The 18,980-nt window shown below is 71.4% G+C and carries 18 protein-coding genes; 11 read left to right on the top strand and 7 right to left on the bottom strand.

Annotated features, from left to right (window positions below; translation table 11 throughout):
- Positions 1-26: 26 nt before the first annotated feature.
- The 4 genes from IG05_RS0122760 to IG05_RS0122745 all read right to left on the bottom strand — a co-directional run bounded on the left by IG05_RS0122760 (position 27) and on the right by IG05_RS0122745 (position 2,758).
- On the bottom strand, positions 27-245 hold the full coding sequence (locus IG05_RS0122760) for a hypothetical protein (protein WP_030345292.1): 219 nt from the start codon (positions 243-245) through the stop codon (positions 27-29).
- A gap of 208 nt (positions 246-453) precedes the next feature.
- Positions 454-795: a hypothetical protein gene (locus IG05_RS0122755; RefSeq protein WP_037814451.1), complete on the bottom strand. Its 342-nt coding sequence runs from the start codon at positions 793-795 to the stop codon at positions 454-456.
- A 155-nt stretch (positions 796-950) separates the two neighbouring features.
- The gene (locus tag IG05_RS0122750; protein ID WP_030345289.1) at positions 951-1,193 is read right to left on the bottom strand and encodes a hypothetical protein; all 243 of its coding nucleotides are present in this window, start codon (positions 1,191-1,193) and stop codon (positions 951-953) included.
- A gap of 152 nt (positions 1,194-1,345) precedes the next feature.
- Entirely contained in the window at positions 1,346-2,758 is a 1,413-nt protein-coding gene (locus tag IG05_RS0122745) for a condensation domain-containing protein (protein WP_030345287.1), read from the bottom strand.
- A gap of 294 nt (positions 2,759-3,052) precedes the next feature.
- On the opposite strand from IG05_RS0122745, the gene IG05_RS0122740 reads away from it, so the two are divergent.
- Entirely contained in the window at positions 3,053-4,096 is a 1,044-nt protein-coding gene (locus IG05_RS0122740) for a zinc-dependent alcohol dehydrogenase family protein (RefSeq protein ID WP_030345286.1), read from the top strand.
- Between the two features lie 46 nt (positions 4,097-4,142).
- On the opposite strand, the gene IG05_RS0122735 is transcribed toward IG05_RS0122740, so the two are convergent.
- A complete protein-coding gene (locus tag IG05_RS0122735) occupies positions 4,143-4,343 on the bottom strand; it encodes a helix-turn-helix transcriptional regulator (RefSeq protein ID WP_030345284.1) in 201 nt (66 codons plus the stop codon).
- 347 nt (positions 4,344-4,690) lie between these two features.
- Between IG05_RS0122735 and iolC the strand changes: the two genes are divergently transcribed.
- The 5 genes from iolC (at position 4,691) to mmsA (ending at position 10,888) form a co-directional block, all read left to right on the top strand.
- A complete protein-coding gene (iolC, locus tag IG05_RS0122730) occupies positions 4,691-5,641 on the top strand; it encodes a 5-dehydro-2-deoxygluconokinase (RefSeq protein WP_030345282.1) in 951 nt (316 codons plus the stop codon).
- Positions 5,642-5,769: 128 nt separating this feature from the next.
- Positions 5,770-6,648 carry a Cgl0159 family (beta/alpha)8-fold protein gene (locus IG05_RS0122725; protein WP_030345280.1) on the top strand — a complete coding sequence of 293 codons (879 nt, stop codon included), beginning with the start codon at positions 5,770-5,772 and terminating at the stop codon, positions 6,646-6,648.
- Positions 6,649-6,655: 7 nt separating this feature from the next.
- Positions 6,656-7,495 carry a 5-deoxy-glucuronate isomerase gene (gene iolB, locus IG05_RS0122720; RefSeq protein ID WP_030345278.1) on the top strand — a complete coding sequence of 280 codons (840 nt, stop codon included), beginning with the start codon at positions 6,656-6,658 and terminating at the stop codon, positions 7,493-7,495.
- Positions 7,492-9,369, top strand: a complete 1,878-nt coding sequence (gene iolD, locus IG05_RS0122715) for a 3D-(3,5/4)-trihydroxycyclohexane-1,2-dione acylhydrolase (decyclizing) (RefSeq protein WP_030345276.1) — start codon at positions 7,492-7,494, stop codon at positions 9,367-9,369. Before iolB ends, iolD begins: the two co-directional genes overlap by 4 nt.
- Positions 9,370-9,385: 16 nt before the next feature.
- Entirely contained in the window at positions 9,386-10,888 is a 1,503-nt protein-coding gene (gene mmsA / locus IG05_RS0122710; protein ID WP_030345274.1) for a CoA-acylating methylmalonate-semialdehyde dehydrogenase, read from the top strand.
- 55 nt (positions 10,889-10,943) lie between these two features.
- On the opposite strand, the gene IG05_RS0122705 is transcribed toward mmsA, so the two are convergent.
- Positions 10,944-11,771, bottom strand: coding sequence for a hypothetical protein (locus IG05_RS0122705; RefSeq protein WP_030345272.1), 828 nt, complete (start codon positions 11,769-11,771; stop codon positions 10,944-10,946).
- A 433-nt stretch (positions 11,772-12,204) separates the two neighbouring features.
- Between IG05_RS0122705 and IG05_RS0122700 the strand changes: the two genes are divergently transcribed.
- The 3 genes from IG05_RS0122700 (at position 12,205) to IG05_RS0122690 (ending at position 17,212) form a co-directional block, all read left to right on the top strand.
- Positions 12,205-13,623 carry an APC family permease gene (locus IG05_RS0122700; RefSeq protein ID WP_030345271.1) on the top strand — a complete coding sequence of 473 codons (1,419 nt, stop codon included), beginning with the start codon at positions 12,205-12,207 and terminating at the stop codon, positions 13,621-13,623.
- 89 nt (positions 13,624-13,712) lie between these two features.
- Positions 13,713-16,361 (top strand): alpha/beta fold hydrolase, encoded by a 2,649-nt coding sequence (locus IG05_RS0122695; RefSeq protein ID WP_030345269.1) that lies wholly within the window; start codon positions 13,713-13,715, stop codon positions 16,359-16,361.
- On the top strand, positions 16,358-17,212 hold the full coding sequence (locus IG05_RS0122690) for an ABC transporter permease (RefSeq protein ID WP_030345267.1): 855 nt from the start codon (positions 16,358-16,360) through the stop codon (positions 17,210-17,212). The genes IG05_RS0122695 and IG05_RS0122690 overlap by 4 nt, the downstream gene beginning before the upstream one ends.
- A gap of 51 nt (positions 17,213-17,263) precedes the next feature.
- Here IG05_RS0122690 and IG05_RS0122685 read toward each other — a convergent pair whose 3' ends face one another.
- Positions 17,264-17,662 carry a rodlin gene (locus IG05_RS0122685; RefSeq protein WP_030345266.1) on the bottom strand — a complete coding sequence of 133 codons (399 nt, stop codon included), beginning with the start codon at positions 17,660-17,662 and terminating at the stop codon, positions 17,264-17,266.
- Positions 17,663-17,909: 247 nt separating this feature from the next.
- Between IG05_RS0122685 and IG05_RS0122680 the strand changes: the two genes are divergently transcribed.
- Both IG05_RS0122680 and IG05_RS0122675 read left to right on the top strand, forming a co-directional pair.
- Positions 17,910-18,308, top strand: a complete 399-nt coding sequence (locus IG05_RS0122680; protein ID WP_030345264.1) for a rodlin — start codon at positions 17,910-17,912, stop codon at positions 18,306-18,308.
- Positions 18,309-18,543: 235 nt separating this feature from the next.
- Positions 18,544-18,783 (top strand): chaplin, encoded by a 240-nt coding sequence (locus tag IG05_RS0122675; protein ID WP_030345262.1) that lies wholly within the window; start codon positions 18,544-18,546, stop codon positions 18,781-18,783.
- Positions 18,784-18,980: the final 197 nt, after the last annotated feature.

Raw genomic sequence — 18,980 nt, 5'->3', positions numbered from 1 at the left:
CCGATGGGATGGGCCCCGTTACGTCGTCACTCGCCCTCGTGCTCGCCGTAACCCTGCTCCTGCTCGGGTCCGGCGTAGCCCTGCTCCTCCGGCTGGCCCTCGTGCTTGTCCTGCGGCTGCACGTAGTAACCGCCACCGACGGCCACGGCGTTCGCCGACGAGTTGGCCACGGCGGTGACGCCCGGACCCGCGTCGTCGCCGCCGTAGGCGAAACCGACCCCGGCGCCGAGGGTGGACAGCCCCATGACCGCCGCCGCTACGATTGCAGCACGCTGAAACTTGCGCATGTTTGACCCTTTCTGACCCGGACGCGATGCCCGGCTTGACTACTCGAAGTGAGCTTATACGCACGCTGAGTAGTTATTCAGGATCTGCACTCCACATGTCGCGAGCGTCCCTCGTGTGCCGTACCGGCGTCGTGGAGCGTCAACCGGATGGCCTCGGCCTGCGGGGTCAGCCCCACGGGCCGGGCGACTCCGGCCGGTTGTCGGCCTTTTCGGGCACTCCCCTTGTCGCGGGGTCGCAGGTGACCTCGGGGCCGAGTCGCATCTGGCCGTTGCCCAGGGCGGCGGGCAGGGTCAGCGGCTCTACCTTCTGGCAGTTCTCCTGGTGGGGGATGACGCCGTCTTCGGGGATCTCGCCCGTGATCCGCTGCGTGCAGGTGAGGGTGCCCAGGAGATCTCTGGTGCAGGTCCCCGGACCGCTTGCGGCGTATGCCTGGGCGGCGCCGACGCAGGTCAGAGCGAGGCTGCCGAGCAGCCCCGATACGGCCACGATTTTCTTCGTGTCGAACATGGGATGTGATTTCCCTCGGTAAGGGTGCCCGGACGCCGGCCGCGCCGGGGCTCTGTCTTCGACGCTCGGGCGGCGGCCGGAGGACGGGGACCCTTTAGGGGTGGGCTCACCTCGCAGGGTTCCGCCGAGCGCCGCGCGTGATGGTGCCGTCAAGCTCAGCCGGTGAAGGCGTTGTTGTACTGGCCGCAGGTGGTGTCCATGGTGTCGGCGAGACCCAGGACGGCGACCGGGATGTCGTTCTCGGACACCGTCTGCGGGCTGCACTCCTGGTAGGGGCGGTAGAGGTCGTTGACCTGCGGCCCTCCGTCGGAGGTGGCGGCGATGGCGGTGCCGGCGCCGATGGCCGACAGGCCGCCGGCCGCCACTGCTGCGATCACGACCTGCTGAAACTTGCGCATGGAACCCTCGGTTCTTTGCTGGTCCGTTGAGGCTGATTGCCCATTGTTACCGCGCAGATACTAGCAGTGACAATGGGGTCGTTCGGCGCTGGACGTCCGTGTCACGAAGTGATGCGCGAGCGGCAACTCGGCGAAAACGCGCGACGGTTGTGTCAGGAGAACACCGGCTCCGCGGCGCGGAGGCCATCGCGCGCCGATACGGAGGTGATCAGGTCACGCAGCCCTTCGACATAGCGCCGTACGTTCGTGCGGGCGACGCCGGTGTCCGGGTAACGGCAGGCGAGCCACAGTCCTTCGTGCAGCCGGTTGACCCATACGCACACCTGGTCGCCGTGTGACACCCGGATCAGTCCGTACGCCTTCTGCTCGGTCCAGTGGGCCGAGCCGGGGAGGGGGCGGGCATCCACGTACGACACGATCGAGTACATGTCGGGTGACCTCGGGCGGAAGTCGGCGCCGAGCAGCCGCAGTACACGGGCCAGCGGGATGCGGGCCAGTGAGCGGTTCGCCCGCAGCTCGGCTCGGACGGCGGTGAGCGCGTCGTCGAAGTTCCGGGTCGCGGGCACCTCGATCGGCGCGCCACCGACGTACCAGCCCACGGAGTCCGACCACGCGGTCTTGAGCCGGGTATGGAACGGGACGACCGTACGGTAGTACGGGTGTCCGCCGAGTTCGTGGACGATCACAGCGGTCGCGGCAAGGAGGCCCACCAGGCTGCCGCCGTAGGGCCGGCAGCGCTCCTCGAAGGCGGCGGCCGCGTCCGCGTCGAGGAGCGGCTCACGCATCAGCTTCTGGACGGGCAGCGCGCTGCCGGGTTGCAGACCGAGGTCGACGGGGAACTCCGGGAGCCTTCCGTCGCACCTGCCGATGAACTCCCGCCAGCGCGCGACGATCGCGTGCGTGTCGTCGATCCCGTCCGCGTCCGCCCGCTCCTGTTCGCAGAAGTCCACGTAACTTCCCACCCGCGCACGGATGATGGGTTGGCCCGTGACGCCCGCGGTGTACAGATCGTGGATCTCTTCCGGGATCCGGTGGAGGGAGTAGGCGTCGACGTTGGTGTGGTCGAACACCGCGTAGACGCTGGTGGAGTCGTCGCGGACGACGGCCGCGTAGATGAGGTTCGGCCAGCCGAGCGCATCCGCCGCCACATCGAACCGCGCCTGCAGATACCGGACCAGTGCTTCGGCGTCGGTGAAGTCGCCGATCACCTCACGGTGCAGTGACACGTCGTGCTCGGCGAGCGTGAACCGGTGCAACTCGTCGCCGGCCCAGCGGAAGCCGCTGCGCAGCGTCTCGTGCCGCACCGTCCAGCTGCGCAACGCACGCTCCAGCGCGTCGAGGTCGGCCCGGCCCGGCAGGTCGAACGCCGTGCCCAGCCAGGTCGGTACGAACAATCCGTCTGCACGTACCGAACGTGCGGTTCTGACGTGTGACTCCTGGATGTACGCCGGCGGCCGCGGGTCTGCCGGCAGCGCTGACGCCGCCGCGATGGTCGCCGGGCTGAACCTCCACTCGACGAGCCGCCCGGGCCGGACCTCGCAGCGCTGAATGTCAGAAATTCGCACAGTGGCGTCTCCTTCGCACAAGACACCAGCTTGATCAACGGAGAGCCGTGCGCGAGCGGTGGTCGCTGTGTCGTCGGCTTTTCATCGGGATGTGTGACGCCTCGAACGGCGAAGCGACCCGTCTTCCGGCGGCAATCGGGCGGCCTGGCAGGGGTGTTCGCCGTTGAAAGCATCGTACGACCGCGGTATTCGTCGTCGTCCTCCGGCCTTCGGCGACCGTGCACCGTCGCCTCGGGTCAGCAGGATCCGGAAGGAAGGCCCTAGCCTTCGCGCAGGATCCCGGAAGGAGCATGCATGCGCGCGGTGGTGTTCGAGGAGTACGGAAAGCCGGCCCGGATACGGGACGTACCCGACCCGGAGCCCGCGGAGCACGGCGTGGTCGTCCGCGTGGAGGCCACCGGCCTCTGCCGCAGCGACTGGCACGGCTGGATGGGGCACGACCCGGACATCACGCTGCCGCACGTACCGGGGCACGAACTGGCCGGGGTGGTGGAGGCGGTGGGTGCCCGGGTGACCGGCTGGCGGCCCGGCGACCGGGTCACCGTGCCGTTCGTCTGCGCCTGCGGGACCTGTCCGTCCTGCATGGCGGGCGACCAGCAGGTGTGCGAGCGGCAGACCCAGCCCGGCTTCCACCACTGGGGCTCCTTCGCCGAATACGTCGCGCTCGACCACGCCGACGTCAATCTCGTCGCGCTCCCCGACGACATGGCGTACGGCACCGCCGCCGCGCTCGGCTGCCGGTTCGCGACCGCCTTCCGTGCCGTGGTGCAGCAGGGCCGGGTCGCGGCCGGGGAGTGGGTCGCGGTGCACGGCTGCGGCGGGGTCGGCCTGTCGGCGGTGATGATCGCGGCGGCCTCGGGGGCCCGGGTGGTCGCGGTCGACGTGTCACCCCGGGCGCTGGAGCTGGCGCGGACGTTCGGTGCCGCCGCGTGCCTGGACGCGTCCGGCGTGTCCGACCCGGCCGCCGCCGTACGTGAGCTGACCGGTGGCGGCGCGCACCTCTCCCTCGACGCCCTCGGTTCGCCCGCCACCTGCGCGGCGTCGGTGAACGGCCTGCGGCGCCGCGGCCGGCACGTCCAGGTCGGCCTGCTGCCCTCGTCCGACGGCACCACGCCGGTCCCGCTGGCCCGCGCGATCGCCCTGGAGCTGGAGCTGCTCGGCAGTCACGGCATGGCCGCGCACACCTACCCCGGCATGCTCGGGCTGGTCCGCTCCGGCGTCCTGCGCCCGGACCTGCTGGTGACCCGTACGATCCCGCTCGACGCGGCCCCGGCGGCCCTCGCCGCGATGGACACGGCGCCGGGCGCGGGCGTCACGGTCATCGAACCCCGGAGCTGACGGCCTTCCCCCCCCCCGGCCGGCCGCCGGCTCCGGTGCCGGGGGGTCAGTCGTCCGCGCGGCCGCGGTTGCGGGGGCGGGAGGCGACCCACGCGCGGACCGTGTCGGCGTACCAGTAGGGCTTGCCCCCCTCGACGTGGTCGGGCGGGGGCAGCAGCCCGTGCTTGCGGTAGGACCGTACGGTGTCCGGCTGCACCCGGATGTGCGCCGCGATCTCCTTGTACGACCAGAGCCTTCGGTCGGTCATGCGCTGCACCTCCCCGCGCGCGCCGCGGCGGCGACCGGGAAGGGCCGCCGGGGGGACCGGGCGCTGCGCTGGCGATCATCAAGCCTGTGCCCGGTTGAACGACGCGGAGTGACCAGCGGGGAACGCCTGTTGACCAGGTGTGACGCGAGGCGCGCGTAAACACGACATGTGTGACGGGATGGGGGTATTTGTTACGCGGTGGCTACACGGTGCGCCTATGCGGGGCACCGGGCGGATGCCCCGTCGCCTCCCTCGGGCGAGACTCGTCCGAATGTCCGGACAAAATATTGACAGCGCTCGGCGTGCGGGGCTAGAAAGCCGGGGAGAGCCGTGACGAAGGGAAGCCGATGGCCTACGACCTGATCACCATGGGGCGGATCGGAGTGGACCTCTACCCGCTGCAGACCGGTGTCCCGCTCGCCCAGGTGTCGTCCTTCGGCAAGTTCCTCGGCGGGTCGGCGACGAACGTGGCGGTCGCCGCGGCCCGGCTCGGCCGGCACACCGCCGTCATCACCCGCACCGGCGACGACCCGTTCGGCACCTATCTGCACGAGGCGCTGCGCGGCTTCGGCGTCGACGACCGCTGGGTCACCCCCGTCCCCGGCCTGCCCACCCCGGTCACCTTCTGCGAGGTCTTCCCCCCGGACGACTTCCCGCTCTACTTCTACCGGCGGCCCAAGGCCCCCGACCTGGAGATCGACGCGCACGAGCTGGACCTCGACGCCATCCGGGAGGCCCGGATCTTCTGGGTCACCGGCACCGGCCTGAGCGAGGAGCCCAGCCGCACGGCGACCCTGGCGGCCCTCGCCCACCGGGCCAAGGCCGGTACGACCGTCTTCGACCTCGACTGGCGCCCCATGTTCTGGTCGGACCCCGGCGCCGCCCGCCCCTTCTACGCGGAGGCCCTGCGCCACACCACCGTCGCCGTCGGCAACCTGGACGAGGTCGAGGTCGCCACCGGCGTACGCGAACCGCATGCCGCCGCCCGCGCCCTGCTGGACGCCGGAGTCGAACTGGCCGTGGTCAAGCAGGGACCCAAGGGCGTCCTCGCCGTCGACCGGGACGGCGAGTCCGCAGAGGTCCCGCCGCTGCCCGTCACCGTCCTCAACGGACTCGGCGCCGGCGACGCCTTCGGCGGCTCCCTCTGCCACGGCCTGCTGGCCGGCTGGGACCTGGAGACGATCATGCGGCACGCCAACGCGGCCGGCGCCATCGTCGCCTCCCGCCTGGAGTGCTCCTCCGCGATGCCGACCCCGGACGAGGTCACCGCCGCGCTCGACGCCGGAGCGGTGCTGTGAGGGCCGGCCGGGTCACGGGCACCCGCCCCGAGGGCGGTTCCGGCACCACGGCCTCCGGCCCGGACGCGCCCCGGCAAGGCGCCGCCACCGCCGCCCCCCGCCGAAGCGCCGCAGGCACCCGTGTCGACGTGGGGGAACTCGTCCGGATCCGTACCCGGCACCCCGAGGCGATCGCCGAGGCCGCCGCTAGCCGGGCCCGTCGGCCGCTGTTGGACGAGAGCGGCCGGCTGATGATCGTCGCCGCCGATCACCCGGCCCGGGGCGCGCTCGGCGTCGGGGACCGCAAGCTGGCCATGGCCAACCGTGCCGACCTGCTCGAACGCCTCTGCCTCGCGCTGTCCCGGCCCGGTGTCGACGGCGTCCTCGCCACCGCCGACATCCTGGACGACCTGCTCCTGCTCGGCGCCCTGGAGCACAAGGTCGTCATGGGCTCCATGAACCGCGGCGGGCTCCAGGGCGCCAGCTTCGAGCTGGACGACCGGTTCACCGGCCACCGCCCCGAGGACATCGACCGCCTCGGCTTCGACGCGGGCAAGCTGCTGCTGCGCGTCGACTACGCCGACCCGGGCTCCCTGGCCACCCTGGAGTCCACCGCTCGTGCCATCGACGCCATGGCCGCGCGCCGGCTGCCGGTGTTCGTGGAGCCGTTCATCAGCCGCCGCACCCCCGAGGGGAAGCTGGCGAACGACCTGTCCGCCGAGGCGGTCACCCGGTCCATCGCCATCGCCTCCGGCCTCGGCGGCTCCTCCGCCTACACCTGGCTGAAGGTGCCCGTCACCGAGAACCCCGACGACATGGCCCGGGTCATGGAGACCTCCACGCTGCCCGCCGTCCTCCTCGGCGGGGACATCGGCGACTCGCCCGAGGACCAGGCCGCCGCCTACGAGAAGTGGCGCGGCGCGCTCCGACTCCCCACCGTGCGCGGCCTGGTGGTCGGCCGCTCGCTGCTGTACCCGGCGGACGGCGACGTGGCCGCCGCCGTGGACACCGCCGTAGGACTGCTGTGAGGGCCGCATGACCAGCACCGATCTGCATCTGCCCAGGGGCGCCACCGCGAACGCCCGGTACGCCGTCGACATCGGCCCCGAGGCGGCCGGCTGGACACACAGCAGCCTGCGGGTCGTGGAGGTGTCACCGGGGGGCAGCCATACGTTCACCACCGGCGACTGTGAGTGGATCGTGCTTCCCCTGGAAGGCGGATGTACCGTACAAATTGAGACTGCGTCAGCCGCGCAGTACGAGTTCCAACTCCTGGGCCGGGAGAGCGTGTTCAGCGGAGTCTCCGACTTCGCTTACGCGCCCCGGGACGCCCGGGTCCTGATCGCCTCCGGCGCGGGAGGCCGCTTCGCCCTGGCAGGAGCGAAGTGCGAGCGACGACTCCCCGCCCGCTACGGCCCCGCGCCGGAGGTACCCGTCGAGGAGCGCGGCAGCGGCACCTGCGCCCGCCGGGTGCGCAACTTCGCCGCCGCGGACTCCTTCGACTGCGACAAGCTGATCGCCGTGGAGGTGATCACCTCCGGCGGCAACTGGTCCTCGTACCCGCCGCACAAGCACGACGAGCACCGGCCGGGCGAGGAGTCCGAGCTGGAGGAGATCTACTACTTCGAGATCGACGGCCCGAACGGTCTCGGCTACCAGCGTGTGTTCCCCTCGCGCGAGGGCGGCTCGGACGTCCTCGCCGAGGTCCGCTCCGGTGACGCCGTCCTCGTTCCCGACGGCTGGCACGGCCCGTCCATCGCCCAGCCCGGACATGACATGTACTACCTGAACGTCATGGCGGGCCCCGGCCGGACCCGGGAGTGGCGGATCTGCTTCCACCCCGACCACACCGACACCACAGGGGGCTACCGATGACGATCCAGCTGACCGTCGCCCAGGCACTGGTCCGCTTCCTCGCCGCCCAGTACACCGAACGCGACGGCGAGCGGCAGCGGCTGATCGGCGCCACGTGGGGCATCTTCGGGCACGGCAACGTCGCCGGCCTCGGCCAGGCACTGGTCGAGTACGCCGACGTCATGCCGTACCACCAGGGCCGCAACGAGCAGTCCATGGTGCACGCGGCGGTCGGCTACGCCCGCCAGTCGAACCGGCTGTCCACGCACGCGGTGACGACGTCGATCGGCCCCGGCGCGACCAACCTCGTCACCGGCGCCGCCCTCGCGACCATCAACCACCTCCCGGTGCTGCTCCTGCCCGGCGACGTCTTCGCCACCCGACCCGCCGACCCGGTCCTGCAGCAGCTGGAGGTGCCGTACGCGGGTGACGTGTCGGTCAACGACACCCTGCGCCCGGTGTCCAGGTACTTCGACCGCATCACCCGCCCGGAGGCCCTGATCCCGGCCGCGCTCCAGGCAGCGCGGGTCCTCACCGACCCGGTGGAGACCGGCGCGGTCACCCTCGCCCTGCCGCAGGACGTGCAGGCGGAGGCGTACGACTGGCCGGAGGAGTTCTTCTCGGCGCGGGTGTGGACGGTACGGCGGCCGGGCGCGGACCCGGCCGAGCTGGCCGAGGCCGTCCGGGCGCTCCGCGAGGCGCGCCGGCCCCTCGTCGTCGCCGGCGGCGGGGTCCACCACAGCCGCGCCGAGGAGGCCCTCGCGGAGTTCGCGGCGGTCACCGGCATCCCGGTCGCCGCCACGCAGGCCGGCAAGGGCTCGCTCCGGTACGACCACCCGCAGGACGTCGGGGGGATCGGCCACACCGGCACCGCGACCGCCGACGAGCTGGCCCGCACCGCGGACCTGGTGATCGGCGTCGGCACCCGGTACACGGACTTCACCACCGCCTCCGGCACCCTCTTCGAAAACCCGGAGGTCCGCTTCCTCAACCTGAACATCGCGCCCTTCGACGGCCACAAGCTGGCCGGACTCCCGCTGGTCGCCGACGCCCGCAGCGGCCTGGAGGAGCTGACCGAGCGGCTGCGGATGCACGGCCACCGGGTCAGCGCCTCCTACGTCACCGAGTACACCGAGGACAAGGAACGCTGGGAGCAGCGCGTCGACGCCTGCTTCGCGGCCGGCGAGATCGACGCCCGGCCGAGCCAGCCGCAGGTCATCGGCGCCCTGGACGCGCTGGTGGACGAGTCGGACATCATCGTCAACGCGGCCGGCTCGCTCCCCGGCGACCTGCACAAGCTGTGGCGGGCGCGGTCGGCGGACCAGTACCACCTGGAGTACGGCTACTCCTGCATGGGCTACGAGATCCCCGCCGCCCTCGGGGTGAAGCTCGCCGCGCCCGAGCGGAACGTATGGGCGCTGGTCGGCGACGGCACGTACCTGATGATGCCGACGGAGATCGTGACGGCAGTCCAGGAGGGCATCGCGATCAAGATCCTGCTGGTGCAGAACCACGGGTACGCCTCGATCGGCGGGCTGTCGGAGTCGGTGGGCGGCGAGCGGTTCGGCACGGCCTACCGCTTCACCGCCGAGGACGGCACCTTCACCGGCGCGCCGCTGCCCGTCGACCTCGCCGCCAACGCGGCCAGCCTCGGCATGCGGGTGCTGCGCGCGAGGACCGTGGGGGAGCTGCGCGCGGCGCTCGCCGACGCGCGGGCGGCCGACACTCCCACATGTGTCTACGTGGAGACCGAAACGTCCGACACTGTGTCGGGCGCGCCTGCGGCACAGGCCTGGTGGGATGTTCCTGTGGCCGAGACCGCGACCCGCTCGTCCGCGGTCAAGGCACGAGAGCTGTACGAACGGCACGTCTCGACCCGACGCCGCCATCTGTGAGAAGGAGTCTCAGGGCATGACGAAGATCGTCAACCACTGGATCGGCGGGAAGTCCGTCGACGGCGCGTCGGGTACGTACGGGCCGGTCACCGACCCGGCGACCGGCGCGGTCACCACGAAGGTCGCCTTCGCGTCGGTCGAGGAGGTGGACGCGGCCGTCGCGGCGGCCAAGGACGCCTACCTGACCTGGGGCCAGTCCTCGCTGGCGCAGCGCACGTCCATCCTGTTCACGTTCCGGGCGCTGCTCGACGCGCACCGCGACGAGATCGCCGAGCTGATCACCGCCGAGCACGGCAAGGTGCACTCGGACGCGCTCGGCGAGGTCGCGCGCGGCCTGGAGATCGTGGACCTGGCCTGCGGGATCAACGTCCAGCTGAAGGGCGAGCTGTCCATGCAGGTCGCGAGCCGCGTGGACGTCTCCTCCATCCGCCAGCCGCTCGGCGTGGTCGCCGGCATCACGCCGTTCAACTTCCCGGCGATGGTCCCGATGTGGATGTTCCCGATCGCCATCGCCTGCGGCAACACCTTCGTGCTGAAGCCGAGCGAGAAGGACCCGTCGGCCTCCGTCAGGATCGCCGAGCTGCTCGCCGAGGCCGGCCTGCCCGACGGTGTCTTCAACGTCGTGCACGGCGACAAGGTGGCCGTCGACCGCCTGCTGGAGCACCCGGACGTCAAGGCCGTCTCCTTCGTCGGCTCGACCCCGATCGCCCGCTACATCCACACCACCGCCTCCGCCAACGGCAAGCGGGTCCAGGCCCTCGGTGGCGCCAAGAACCACATGCTGGTGCTGCCGGACGCGGACCTGGACGCGGCGGCCGACGCGGCGGTGAGCGCGGCCTACGGCTCCGCGGGCGAGCGCTGCATGGCCATCTCGGCCGTCGTGGCGGTGGGTGCCATCGGGGACACGCTGGTGGAGAAGATCCGTGAGCGCGCCGAGAAGATCAAGATCGGTCCGGGCAACGACCCGGCGTCCGAGATGGGCCCGCTGATCACCAAGGCGCACCGGGACAAGGTGGCGTCCTATGTCTCCGGTGCGGCCGACGAGGGCGCCGAGGTGGTGCTGGACGGCACCGGCTACACGGTCGAGGGCTTCGAGGACGGTCACTGGATCGGCATCTCGCTGCTGGACAAGGTGCCGACCGGCGCCAAGGCGTACCAGGACGAGATCTTCGGCCCGGTGCTGTGCGTGCTGCGCGCCGACACCTACGAGGAGGGCGTGGCACTCATCAACGCCTCGCCGTTCGGCAACGGCACCGCGATCTTCACCCGGGACGGCGGCGCGGCCCGCCGCTTCCAGCTGGAGATCGAGGCCGGCATGGTCGGCGTGAACGTGCCGATCCCGGTGCCGGTGGGCTACCACTCCTTCGGCGGCTGGAAGGACTCGCTCTTCGGCGACCACCACATCTACGGCAACGACGGCACGCACTTCTACACCCGCGGCAAGGTCGTCACCACGCGCTGGCCCGACCCGGCCGACGCCCCGGCGGGCGTGGACCTGGGCTTCCCGCGCAACCACTGAGCCGGACGGCACGGTGCCCCGCCCCTTCACGCGAGGGGGCGGGGCACCGGCGCGTTCACCGCTGCCGCTGCTGCTTTGCGACCACGTCGGTGAGGTCGGCGGTCCGCGCGGCCGGCGGGGCCTGGACGGAGGCCGCCTTGCCGAACTTGTCGAAGTCCATGCCGACGGTCATGACGCCGAACTTCTCCTTCAGCCGCACCGGCAGGTCGTCGGAGCCGACCCACACGTCCATGACGATCGACGTGGTGCCGGTCACCGCGCTCATGGGGCTGCCCTCGCCGTAGACGTCCTTGAGCTTGCCCATGTGCGCGCTGTCGATCACCCCGCGGTAGTGCGTGGTGCGCCGCCCGTTCACGGTCTGCGTGCCGAGGTTCTTGACGTCCCTGGCGTACTTCAGGCTCTTCATGGAGGCGGAGGGGCTGCCGTTGTCGCCGCTCAGGGCCTGGGCGCCCTTCTTGCCGAAGATGGCCGAACCGTCGACCTTGATCCAGTCCTTGCCCTGGTACGGGCCGGAGGGGAAGCGGTCCACGTCGTAGTAGTAGACGCCGTCGACGAACAGCACGTGCGTCGTGGGGGAGTGGTTCACGGCCTGCATGTTCGCGGCCCTGGTGTCCATCTGCACGTCGAAGGCGTATCCGTGGCCCCAGGAGTACGTGCCGTTCATGGCGACCGGGCCGCTGGTGCCGGTGTCGGTGGTCATCCGCACCTCGGCCGAGCCGAGCGCCTGCGTCCGGTCCGTGGCCCGGGCCAGCGCCGCCATCGCCTTGTCGGCGTGGTCGAGCGCCTTGACGGCCGTCTTCGCGCTCTCCGTGCCGCAGCCGGAGGCCGCCATCAGCGCCGCCGTCGCGCACGCCACCCAGGTACCGGTGTGCCGCATCCTCATGTCCCCACCCCAAAGCTGTCCGTCTGCTGTGCGGGGCGCACTCTATCGGCCACCACTGACATGGACGCGACTGGATTACCCGTCCGGATAGCGGACGGCTGACATTTTTTTGAAGCGGCGGCTGCGGTTCCCGTTCTGCCGGGACGAAACGGGTGGCGAAGGAGTTGTCAACGAATGACCTTGGAAAGCAAGGTCACATCTGACACCAGCTTGATGGATGCACTTACAAGGCGTCACGGCCTGCGAAAGTGATGCCCCGTCCCGTTTCTTCGAAGTGCGGATTCCGAAGGTAAACGGCCATTGACGTAGCGGTTTTCGTCGGGGTTCGCTATGCACCGCCGGGAGCGGACCAGACGACGTACGACGATCCGCCGGAGGCGATAGCGCTCCCGGGCCCCCACTCCCAGTCGCACGAGTCGATCGGAACCGCCGTATGACCGACACGCTCCAGAAGTCCGTGGCAGACGCCGCTCAAGCCCCCGCGCCGGGGCTGAAGCGCTCCATCGGCGTCGTCGGCGGCACGCTGCTGACGCTGTCCTGCGTCACCCCCGCCTCCACGCTCTTCGTGGTCGTCCCCGACCTGTTCGGTTCCCTCGGCACCGCCACCGCCCTGACGATCGCCATCGGCTCCCTCCTCTGTATCGCCGTGGCGTTCTGCTACTCCGAGCTGGGCACCCTCATCCCCAGCGCGGGCGGCGAGTACGCCATGGTCTCCACGATGGCCGGACGGCTCGCGGGCTGGCTGGTCTTCGTGCTCTCCCTGCTGGTCGTGATGATCGTGCCCCCGGTGATCGCGATGGGCACGGCGGACTACCTCGCCCCCCTCGTCCACCTCGACCCGTCCCTGACCGGCGCCGGCGTGATGCTGCTGGCCACCCTCGCCGGCCTGCTCGACCTGCGCGCCAACGCCTGGATCACCGGCATCTTCCTGGTCCTGGAGGTCGTCGCCGCCGGCGTCGTCGCCCTGCTGGGCTTCTCGCACAGCCACCGCGGGATGGGCAGCCTGGTGTCGATGCAGGTGGCCGGCGCGCACGGCCACACGGACACCGTGACGGCCATGCTGGTGGTCTCCGGCCTCGCCATCGCCCTCTTCGTCACCCAGGGCTTCTCCACCGCCGTCTATCTCTCCGAGGAACTGGAGAACCCGCGCCGCAACGTCGCCCGCACGGTCCTCGCCACCCTCGCCATCTCCACCGTGGTCATCCTGGTGCCGGTCACCGCGATCACCATGGGCGCCTCCGACCTGAAGGAACTGACCGGCGGCGACATCAGCTCCATGGTCACCGCCTGGTCCAACTCCGCGGTCGGCACCTTCGTCAGCCTCTGCGTGGCCCTCGCGATCATCAACGCGGGCATCGTCATGGTCATCCAGAACTCCCGCGTCCTGTTCGCCTCCGCCCGCGACAAGGCCTGGCCGGGACCGGTCAACACCGTCTTCTCCAAGCTCGGCCGCTTCGGCTCCCCCTGGGTCGCCACCCTCGCGGTCGGCGTCCCCGGCGCGATCCTCTGCTTCGTCAACCTGGACACCCTGTACGGAGTCACCGGCGTCTCGGTGACCGCCATGTACCTGCTGGTCGCGATCGCCGCCCTGCTCGCCCGCCGCGGCTCCCACCGGCACACCCCCGCCTGGCGCATGCCGCTCTGGCCCGCGATGCCGGTCCTGCTCATCGCCGTCCTGGCCTACATCCTGACCCAGCAGGAGACCACCTACCTCCTGTGGACCGGCGGCATCACCGCGGTGGCGACCCTCTACTGGGCCCTGTACCTGCGCCCGCGCAAGGACACCCACTGGCTGGTGTCGATCCCCGAGGACGCGCAGGTGCCGGTGCCGGCCGTACCGCGACCGCGGTAGACCGCACCCGGCCCGTACGCCCGGAGTAGGGCCACCCCCTCACCCCGGGGTCGGCCGCGGTTGTCGGCGGCGCCCCGTACCGTTGAGACATGGATCTTCGACCGCCCGCCCTGCGGAGCATGCGGCGGCCCCCTCGGCTCCTGGCCGCCGTGGCCGCCGCCGTCGTGCTCGCCGGGGCCGGCACGTGGACGGCGGCCGTCGCCTCCGGCGACACACGGGCCGTCCGCGTCAGCGACCAGGTCATGGCGGTCGACGGGGTGCGCCTGGACACCACGTACGTCACCCCGGCCGGCACCGGCCGCCACCCCGCCGTCCTGCTCGCGCACGGCTTCGGCGGCAGCAAGCAGGACATGCGCCGGCAGGCCGAGGACCTCGCCCGGGACGGGTACGCGGTCCTGACCTGGTCCGCGCGCGGCTTCGGCCGGTCCACCGGGAAGATCGGCCTGAACGACCCGAAGGCCGAGGTCGCCGACGTCTCCCGGCTCATCGACTGGCTGGCGAAGCGGCCCGAGGTCCGGCTCGACAAACCGGGCGACCCGCGCGTGGGCATGGCCGGCGGTTCCTACGGCGGCGCGATCTCCCTGCTCACCGCCGGGTACGACCACCGGGTCGACGCCATCGCCCCCGCCATCACCTACTGGAACCTCGCGGACGCCCTGTTCCCGGACGGCGTGTTCAAGAAGCTGTGGGCCGGCATCTTCGTCAACACCGGCGGTGGCTGCGCCCGCTTCGAGCCCGCGCTGTGCCGGATGTACGACCGGGTCGCCGAGTCCGGCACCCCGGACCCGGCCGCCCGGACGCTGCTGGAGGAGCGCTCGCCGTCCGCCGTCGGCGACCGCATCGAGGTGCCCACCCTGCTGGTGCAGGGGCAGACGGACTCCCTCTTCCCCCTCGGCCAGGCCGACGCGGCCGCCAAGGCGATCCGTGCGAACGGCGCCCCCGTGGACGTCGACTGGATCGCCGGCGGACACGACGGCGGCGACATGGAGGCCAGCCGGGTCGAAGGACGCGTGCGCGCCTGGTTCGACCGGTACCTCAAGGGCGACAAGGCCACCGACACCGGCCCGGCGTTCCGGATCACCCGCACCGGAGGGGTCGACTCCACCGACGGCACCGTCCGGCTGCGCGGCGCGAGCGCCACCGCCTACCCGGGCCTGCACGACCACCGGCGCGCCGTCCCGCTCACCGGCGGCACCCAGCACATCGCCAACCCGGCCGGCGCCAGCCCGCCCGGCGTCTCCGCCCTGCCGGGCCTCGGCGGATCCGGCGGCCTCTCCCAGCTGTCCGCGCTCGGCGTCGGTCTCTCCCTGGACTTCCCCGGCCAGTACGCGCGGTTCGACTCGGCGCCGCTCACCCGCGACCTGCGGATCACCGGCGCCCCGACCGCCACCGTGCGCATCGCCTCCACCCGCGACGACGCCGTCCTGTTCGGCAAGGTCTACGACGTCGGCCCCGACGGCACCCGGCAGGTGCTGCCCGCCCAGCTCGTCGCCCCCTTCCGGGTGACCGGCGCCAAGGCGGGCAAGGACGTCACCGTCACGCTCCCGGCGATCGACCACGAGGTGCAGCGGGGCCACCGGCTCCGCCTGGTCCTCGCCTCCACCGACCTCGGTTACGCCTCACCGGCCGCCCCCGCCACCTACACCCTCTCCCTGAAGGGAGACCTGAGCGTGCCGACCGCCCCCGCCGTCCGCACCGCCGCCGCGCCCCTGCCCGCCTGGGTCTGGTGGCTGCCCGCGGCCGGCGCGGTCGCCGCCCTCGCCCTGCTGCTCACCGCCCGCCGCCGCACGGCCGCCCCGGCACCCGACCCGGAGCTGGCCGAGGTCCCGCTGGTGATCGAGGGCCTGAGCAAGCGCTACGCCCGGTCCACCGACCGGTACGCCGTCCGGGAGCTCTCCTTCCGGGTGGAGAAGGGCCAGGTGCTCGGTCTGCTCGGCCCGAACGGCGCGGGCAAGACCACCACCCTGCGCATGCTGATGGGCCTGATCCGGCCGGACGAGGGCGAGATCCGCGTCTTCGGCCACGCGATCCGGCCGGGCGCGTCGGTGCTCTCCCGGGTCGGCGCCTTCGTGGAGGGCGCGGGCTTCCTGCCGCACCTGTCCGGCCGGGAGAACCTGGAGCTGTACTGGCGGGCCACCGGCCGCCCGCCGCAGGACGCCCACCTGGACGAGGCCCTGGAGATCGCCGGCCTCGGCGACGCGCTCGCCCGCGCGGTGCGCACCTACTCCCAGGGCATGCGCCAGCGCCTGGCCATCGCCCAGGCCATGCTCGGCCTGCCCGACCTGCTCATCCTGGACGAGCCCACCAACGGCCTGGACCCGCCCCAGATCCGCGAGATGCGCGAGGTGATGATCCGCTACGCGGCCGGCGGCCGCACGGTGATCGTCTCCAGCCACCTGCTGGCCGAGGTCGAGCAGTCCTGCACCCACCTGGTGGTGATGGACCGCGGCCGGCTGGTGCAGGCCGGCCCGGTCCGGGAGATCGTCGGTTCCGGCGACACCCTGCTCGTCGGCACCGCCGTACCCGTGGGGGAGCCGATGGCGGAGAAAGTGGCCGCGCTGCCCGGCGTCGCCTCCGCGGCGCGCACCGACGACGGACTGCTGGTCCGGCTGGAACCGGGCGGCACGGCCGAACGGCTGGTCGTGGAGCTGGTGCGGCTGGAGGTGCCGGTCGCCTCGGTCGGCCCGCACCGCCGCCTGGAAGACGCCTTCCTCACCCTGATCGGAGGTTCCGCATGAGCACGCTCACCGAGGTCGCCTCCGGCTACCGGGCGGGGCACACCCTGCCGCTGCGGGTCGAGCTGGCCCGCCAGCTCAAGCGGCGCCGCACCCTCGTCATGGGCGCGATCCTGGCCCTGCTGCCGTTCGTGCTGCTGATCGCCTTCGCGGTCGGCGGCGACCCGGGCGGCCGGAACGACCGGATCACCCTGATGGACACGGCCACGGCCTCCGGCGCCAACTTCGCCGCCGTGAACCTGTTCGTCTCGGCGGGCTTCCTGCTGGTCATCCCGGTCGCCCTGTTCTGCGGGGACACGGTCGCCTCGGAAGCCGGCTGGTCGTCGCTGCGCTACCTGCTGGCCGCGCCGGTGCCCCGGGCCCGGCTGCTGTGGTCCAAGCTCGTCGTGGCGCTCGGGACGAGCCTCGCCGCGATGGTGCTGCTGCCGCTGGTGGCGCTCGCCGTCGGCACGGCCGCCTACGGCTGGGGCCCGCTGGAGATACCGACCGGCGGCGCGCTGGACACCGGCACGGCGGCGGAGCGGCTCCTGGTGGCCGTGGCGTACATCTTCGTGTCCCAGCTGGTCACCGCCGGGCTGGCGTTCTGGCTGTCGACCAGGACGGACGCCCCGCTCGGCGCGGTCGGCGGCGCCGTCGGCCTGACCATCGTCGGCAATGTCCTGGACGCCGTCACCGCCCTCGGCCACTGGCGCGACTTCCTGCCCGCGCACTGGCAGTTCGCCTGGGCCGACGCCGTCCAGCCCCGCCCCGAGTGGTCCGGCATGATCCAGGGCACGGCGATCTCCGTCACCTACGCGCTGGTGCTGTTCGCCCTGGCCTTCCGGGGTTTCGCCCGCAAGGACGTCGTCTCCTGACACGCCGGAGCGGGCCACCGGACCACTCGGCGACCCGCTCCGGTCAGAAGATCACTTCTCGCTGTTCTGGGAGAGGACCGACACGTCCTCCAGCAGGTGCGCCAGCGCACCGTCGCGCTTGACGTTCGAGGAGTTCTCCGTGCACTGCTGCTGCATGTGGTCCGACAGGATCGGAATGTCCTGGACGTTGACACCGACGAGGGCGCCGACACCGACCGGAAGGTCGTTCACCGCGATGCACGGCTTGTTGAAGGAACCCTGGATCAGGGCGATCTGAGGGCTCATGTTCCCGTACGTGGCCGAGTTGCCGTAGGTCTGCCATCCCGCGTTGCCGTTCGCGACGGTCGGGCCGCTGTCATTTCCGATCGCCAGCGCCTGCGGCGCCGCGGCGGCGGAGGCGCCCACGGCGGAAGCGGCGACGGCCGCAGTGGCAACAATCTTCCTGATCACTGGCCAGTCCTTTCTGAGGAAACCCCGTCCACCGGAGCGCACTGGACAACTCCGCGGAGCCTTCCTGGTTTCTCCCGTTCACCCCGTCGGCCGAGGCGGTGGGCTGGTGGTGTGCTTTTCGGATGGATTACTTTTCGTCAGCTCCCGGGGACCCGCGCTCCAACCGGGTGAACCAGCGGAACCATTCCCGATGGGCCGGGTTGATGAGGCCGTAGGGCATGCGTCGCTACGAGGAAAGGAACGCGAAGTGCTCAAGAAGGCAATGGTCGCCGCCGCGACCGCCGCTTCTGTCGTGGGAATGGCGGTGGCGGCCGCGCCGCAGGCGCTTGCCATCGGCAACGACGACGGACCGACCGTCGCGAACGGCAACGGCGCCGTCTCGTCGTTCGGCAATTCGGCGACGAAGGGCAACATGAGCCCGCAGCTCTCCCTGGTACAGGGCTCGCTCAACAAGCCCTGCCTGGGTGTTCAGGACGTCGACGTCGCCGTCGACGCGGCCATCGGCGCTACGGTCCAGGACATCCCGGTTCTCTCGGACCACCTGCAGCAGCAGTGCTCCGACAATTCCACGAACGCCAAGCGTGACGGCGGGCTCTCCCATGTCCTGGAGGACCTGTCGGTCCTTTCGGCCAACGGTGAAAGCTGAGCCGAGCTGTCGGCCCGGGCCGTCCGCTGCACCGTCTGCGGACCGTCCGGGCTTTTTTTCCGCGACATTCGGGTGGGGAATGTGTGAGGAAGCGGAGCGATCGAGTGATTGTCCCGCTCTCCGTGTTCCGCGATCCCTCGATGTGTCTATCTCTCGTTCCGTGCCGCGGTCGTTCACGTCGTGCTCACACGGTTCTGGCCGTCATTGGGGCAGGACCCCAGAGAAGGGAACATTCATGAAGAAGAGCGTTGCTGTCGTTACGGGCGCCATCCTGGCCCTGGGCCTTGCCGGACCCGCCTTCGCCGACGCCAGTGCCGACGGCGCCGCTGTCGGGTCCCCCGGTGTGCTGTCCGGCAACGTCGTCCAGATCCCGATCCACATTCCGATCAACCTCTGCGGCAACACGATCAACATCGTCGCTGCGCTGAACCCGGCGGCCGGCAACACCTGCATCAACGGCGACATCAAGAAGTAGCGGCGCGCACCCCGCACCAGCCCCCGGCTGAGCCTGGCCGGCCCCGAACCTGTCGATCCGTCGATCCGGTGTCCGGGGCCGGCTTTCCAGCGTTTCCCGCCCGCATTCGTCCGTGCGGGGGCCGGCAGACTCCAAAGAAGTACGCGCAGTGGCGCTCGCCCTGTTCCTGTGACTGAGTGTCGGTAACCGGCAACGGC

The organism is Streptomyces sp. NRRL S-1022 (assembly GCF_000720135.1).
Lineage (GTDB): Bacteria > Actinomycetota > Actinomycetes > Streptomycetales > Streptomycetaceae > Streptomyces.
The sequence above is the reverse complement of the archived record's forward strand: the minus strand, read 5'-3'. Positions and strand labels throughout refer to the sequence as shown.

Bases quoted from the DNA above. Each gene is read 5' to 3' on its own strand.
- IG05_RS0122760 (WP_030345292.1), bottom strand. From the start codon at position 245: ATGGGGCTGTCCACCCTCGGCGCCGGGGTCGGTTTCGCCTACGGCGGC.
- IG05_RS0122755 (WP_037814451.1), bottom strand. From the start codon at position 795: ATGTTCGACACGAAGAAAATCGTGGCCGTATCGGGGCTGCTCGGCAGC.
- IG05_RS0122750 (WP_030345289.1), bottom strand. From the start codon at position 1,193: ATGCGCAAGTTTCAGCAGGTCGTGATCGCAGCAGTGGCGGCCGGCGGC.
- IG05_RS0122740 (WP_030345286.1), top strand. From the start codon at position 3,053: ATGCGCGCGGTGGTGTTCGAGGAGTACGGAAAGCCGGCCCGGATACGG.
- IG05_RS0122735 (WP_030345284.1), bottom strand. From the start codon at position 4,343: ATGACCGACCGAAGGCTCTGGTCGTACAAGGAGATCGCGGCGCACATC.
- iolC (WP_030345282.1), top strand. From the start codon at position 4,691: ATGGCCTACGACCTGATCACCATGGGGCGGATCGGAGTGGACCTCTAC.
- iolB (WP_030345278.1), top strand. From the start codon at position 6,656: ATGACCAGCACCGATCTGCATCTGCCCAGGGGCGCCACCGCGAACGCC.
- iolD (WP_030345276.1), top strand. From the start codon at position 7,492: ATGACGATCCAGCTGACCGTCGCCCAGGCACTGGTCCGCTTCCTCGCC.
- mmsA (WP_030345274.1), top strand. From the start codon at position 9,386: ATGACGAAGATCGTCAACCACTGGATCGGCGGGAAGTCCGTCGACGGC.
- IG05_RS0122705 (WP_030345272.1), bottom strand. From the start codon at position 11,771: ATGAGGATGCGGCACACCGGTACCTGGGTGGCGTGCGCGACGGCGGCG.
- IG05_RS0122700 (WP_030345271.1), top strand. From the start codon at position 12,205: ATGACCGACACGCTCCAGAAGTCCGTGGCAGACGCCGCTCAAGCCCCC.
- IG05_RS0122695 (WP_030345269.1), top strand. From the start codon at position 13,713: ATGGATCTTCGACCGCCCGCCCTGCGGAGCATGCGGCGGCCCCCTCGG.
- IG05_RS0122690 (WP_030345267.1), top strand. From the start codon at position 16,358: ATGAGCACGCTCACCGAGGTCGCCTCCGGCTACCGGGCGGGGCACACC.
- IG05_RS0122675 (WP_030345262.1), top strand. From the start codon at position 18,544: ATGAAGAAGAGCGTTGCTGTCGTTACGGGCGCCATCCTGGCCCTGGGC.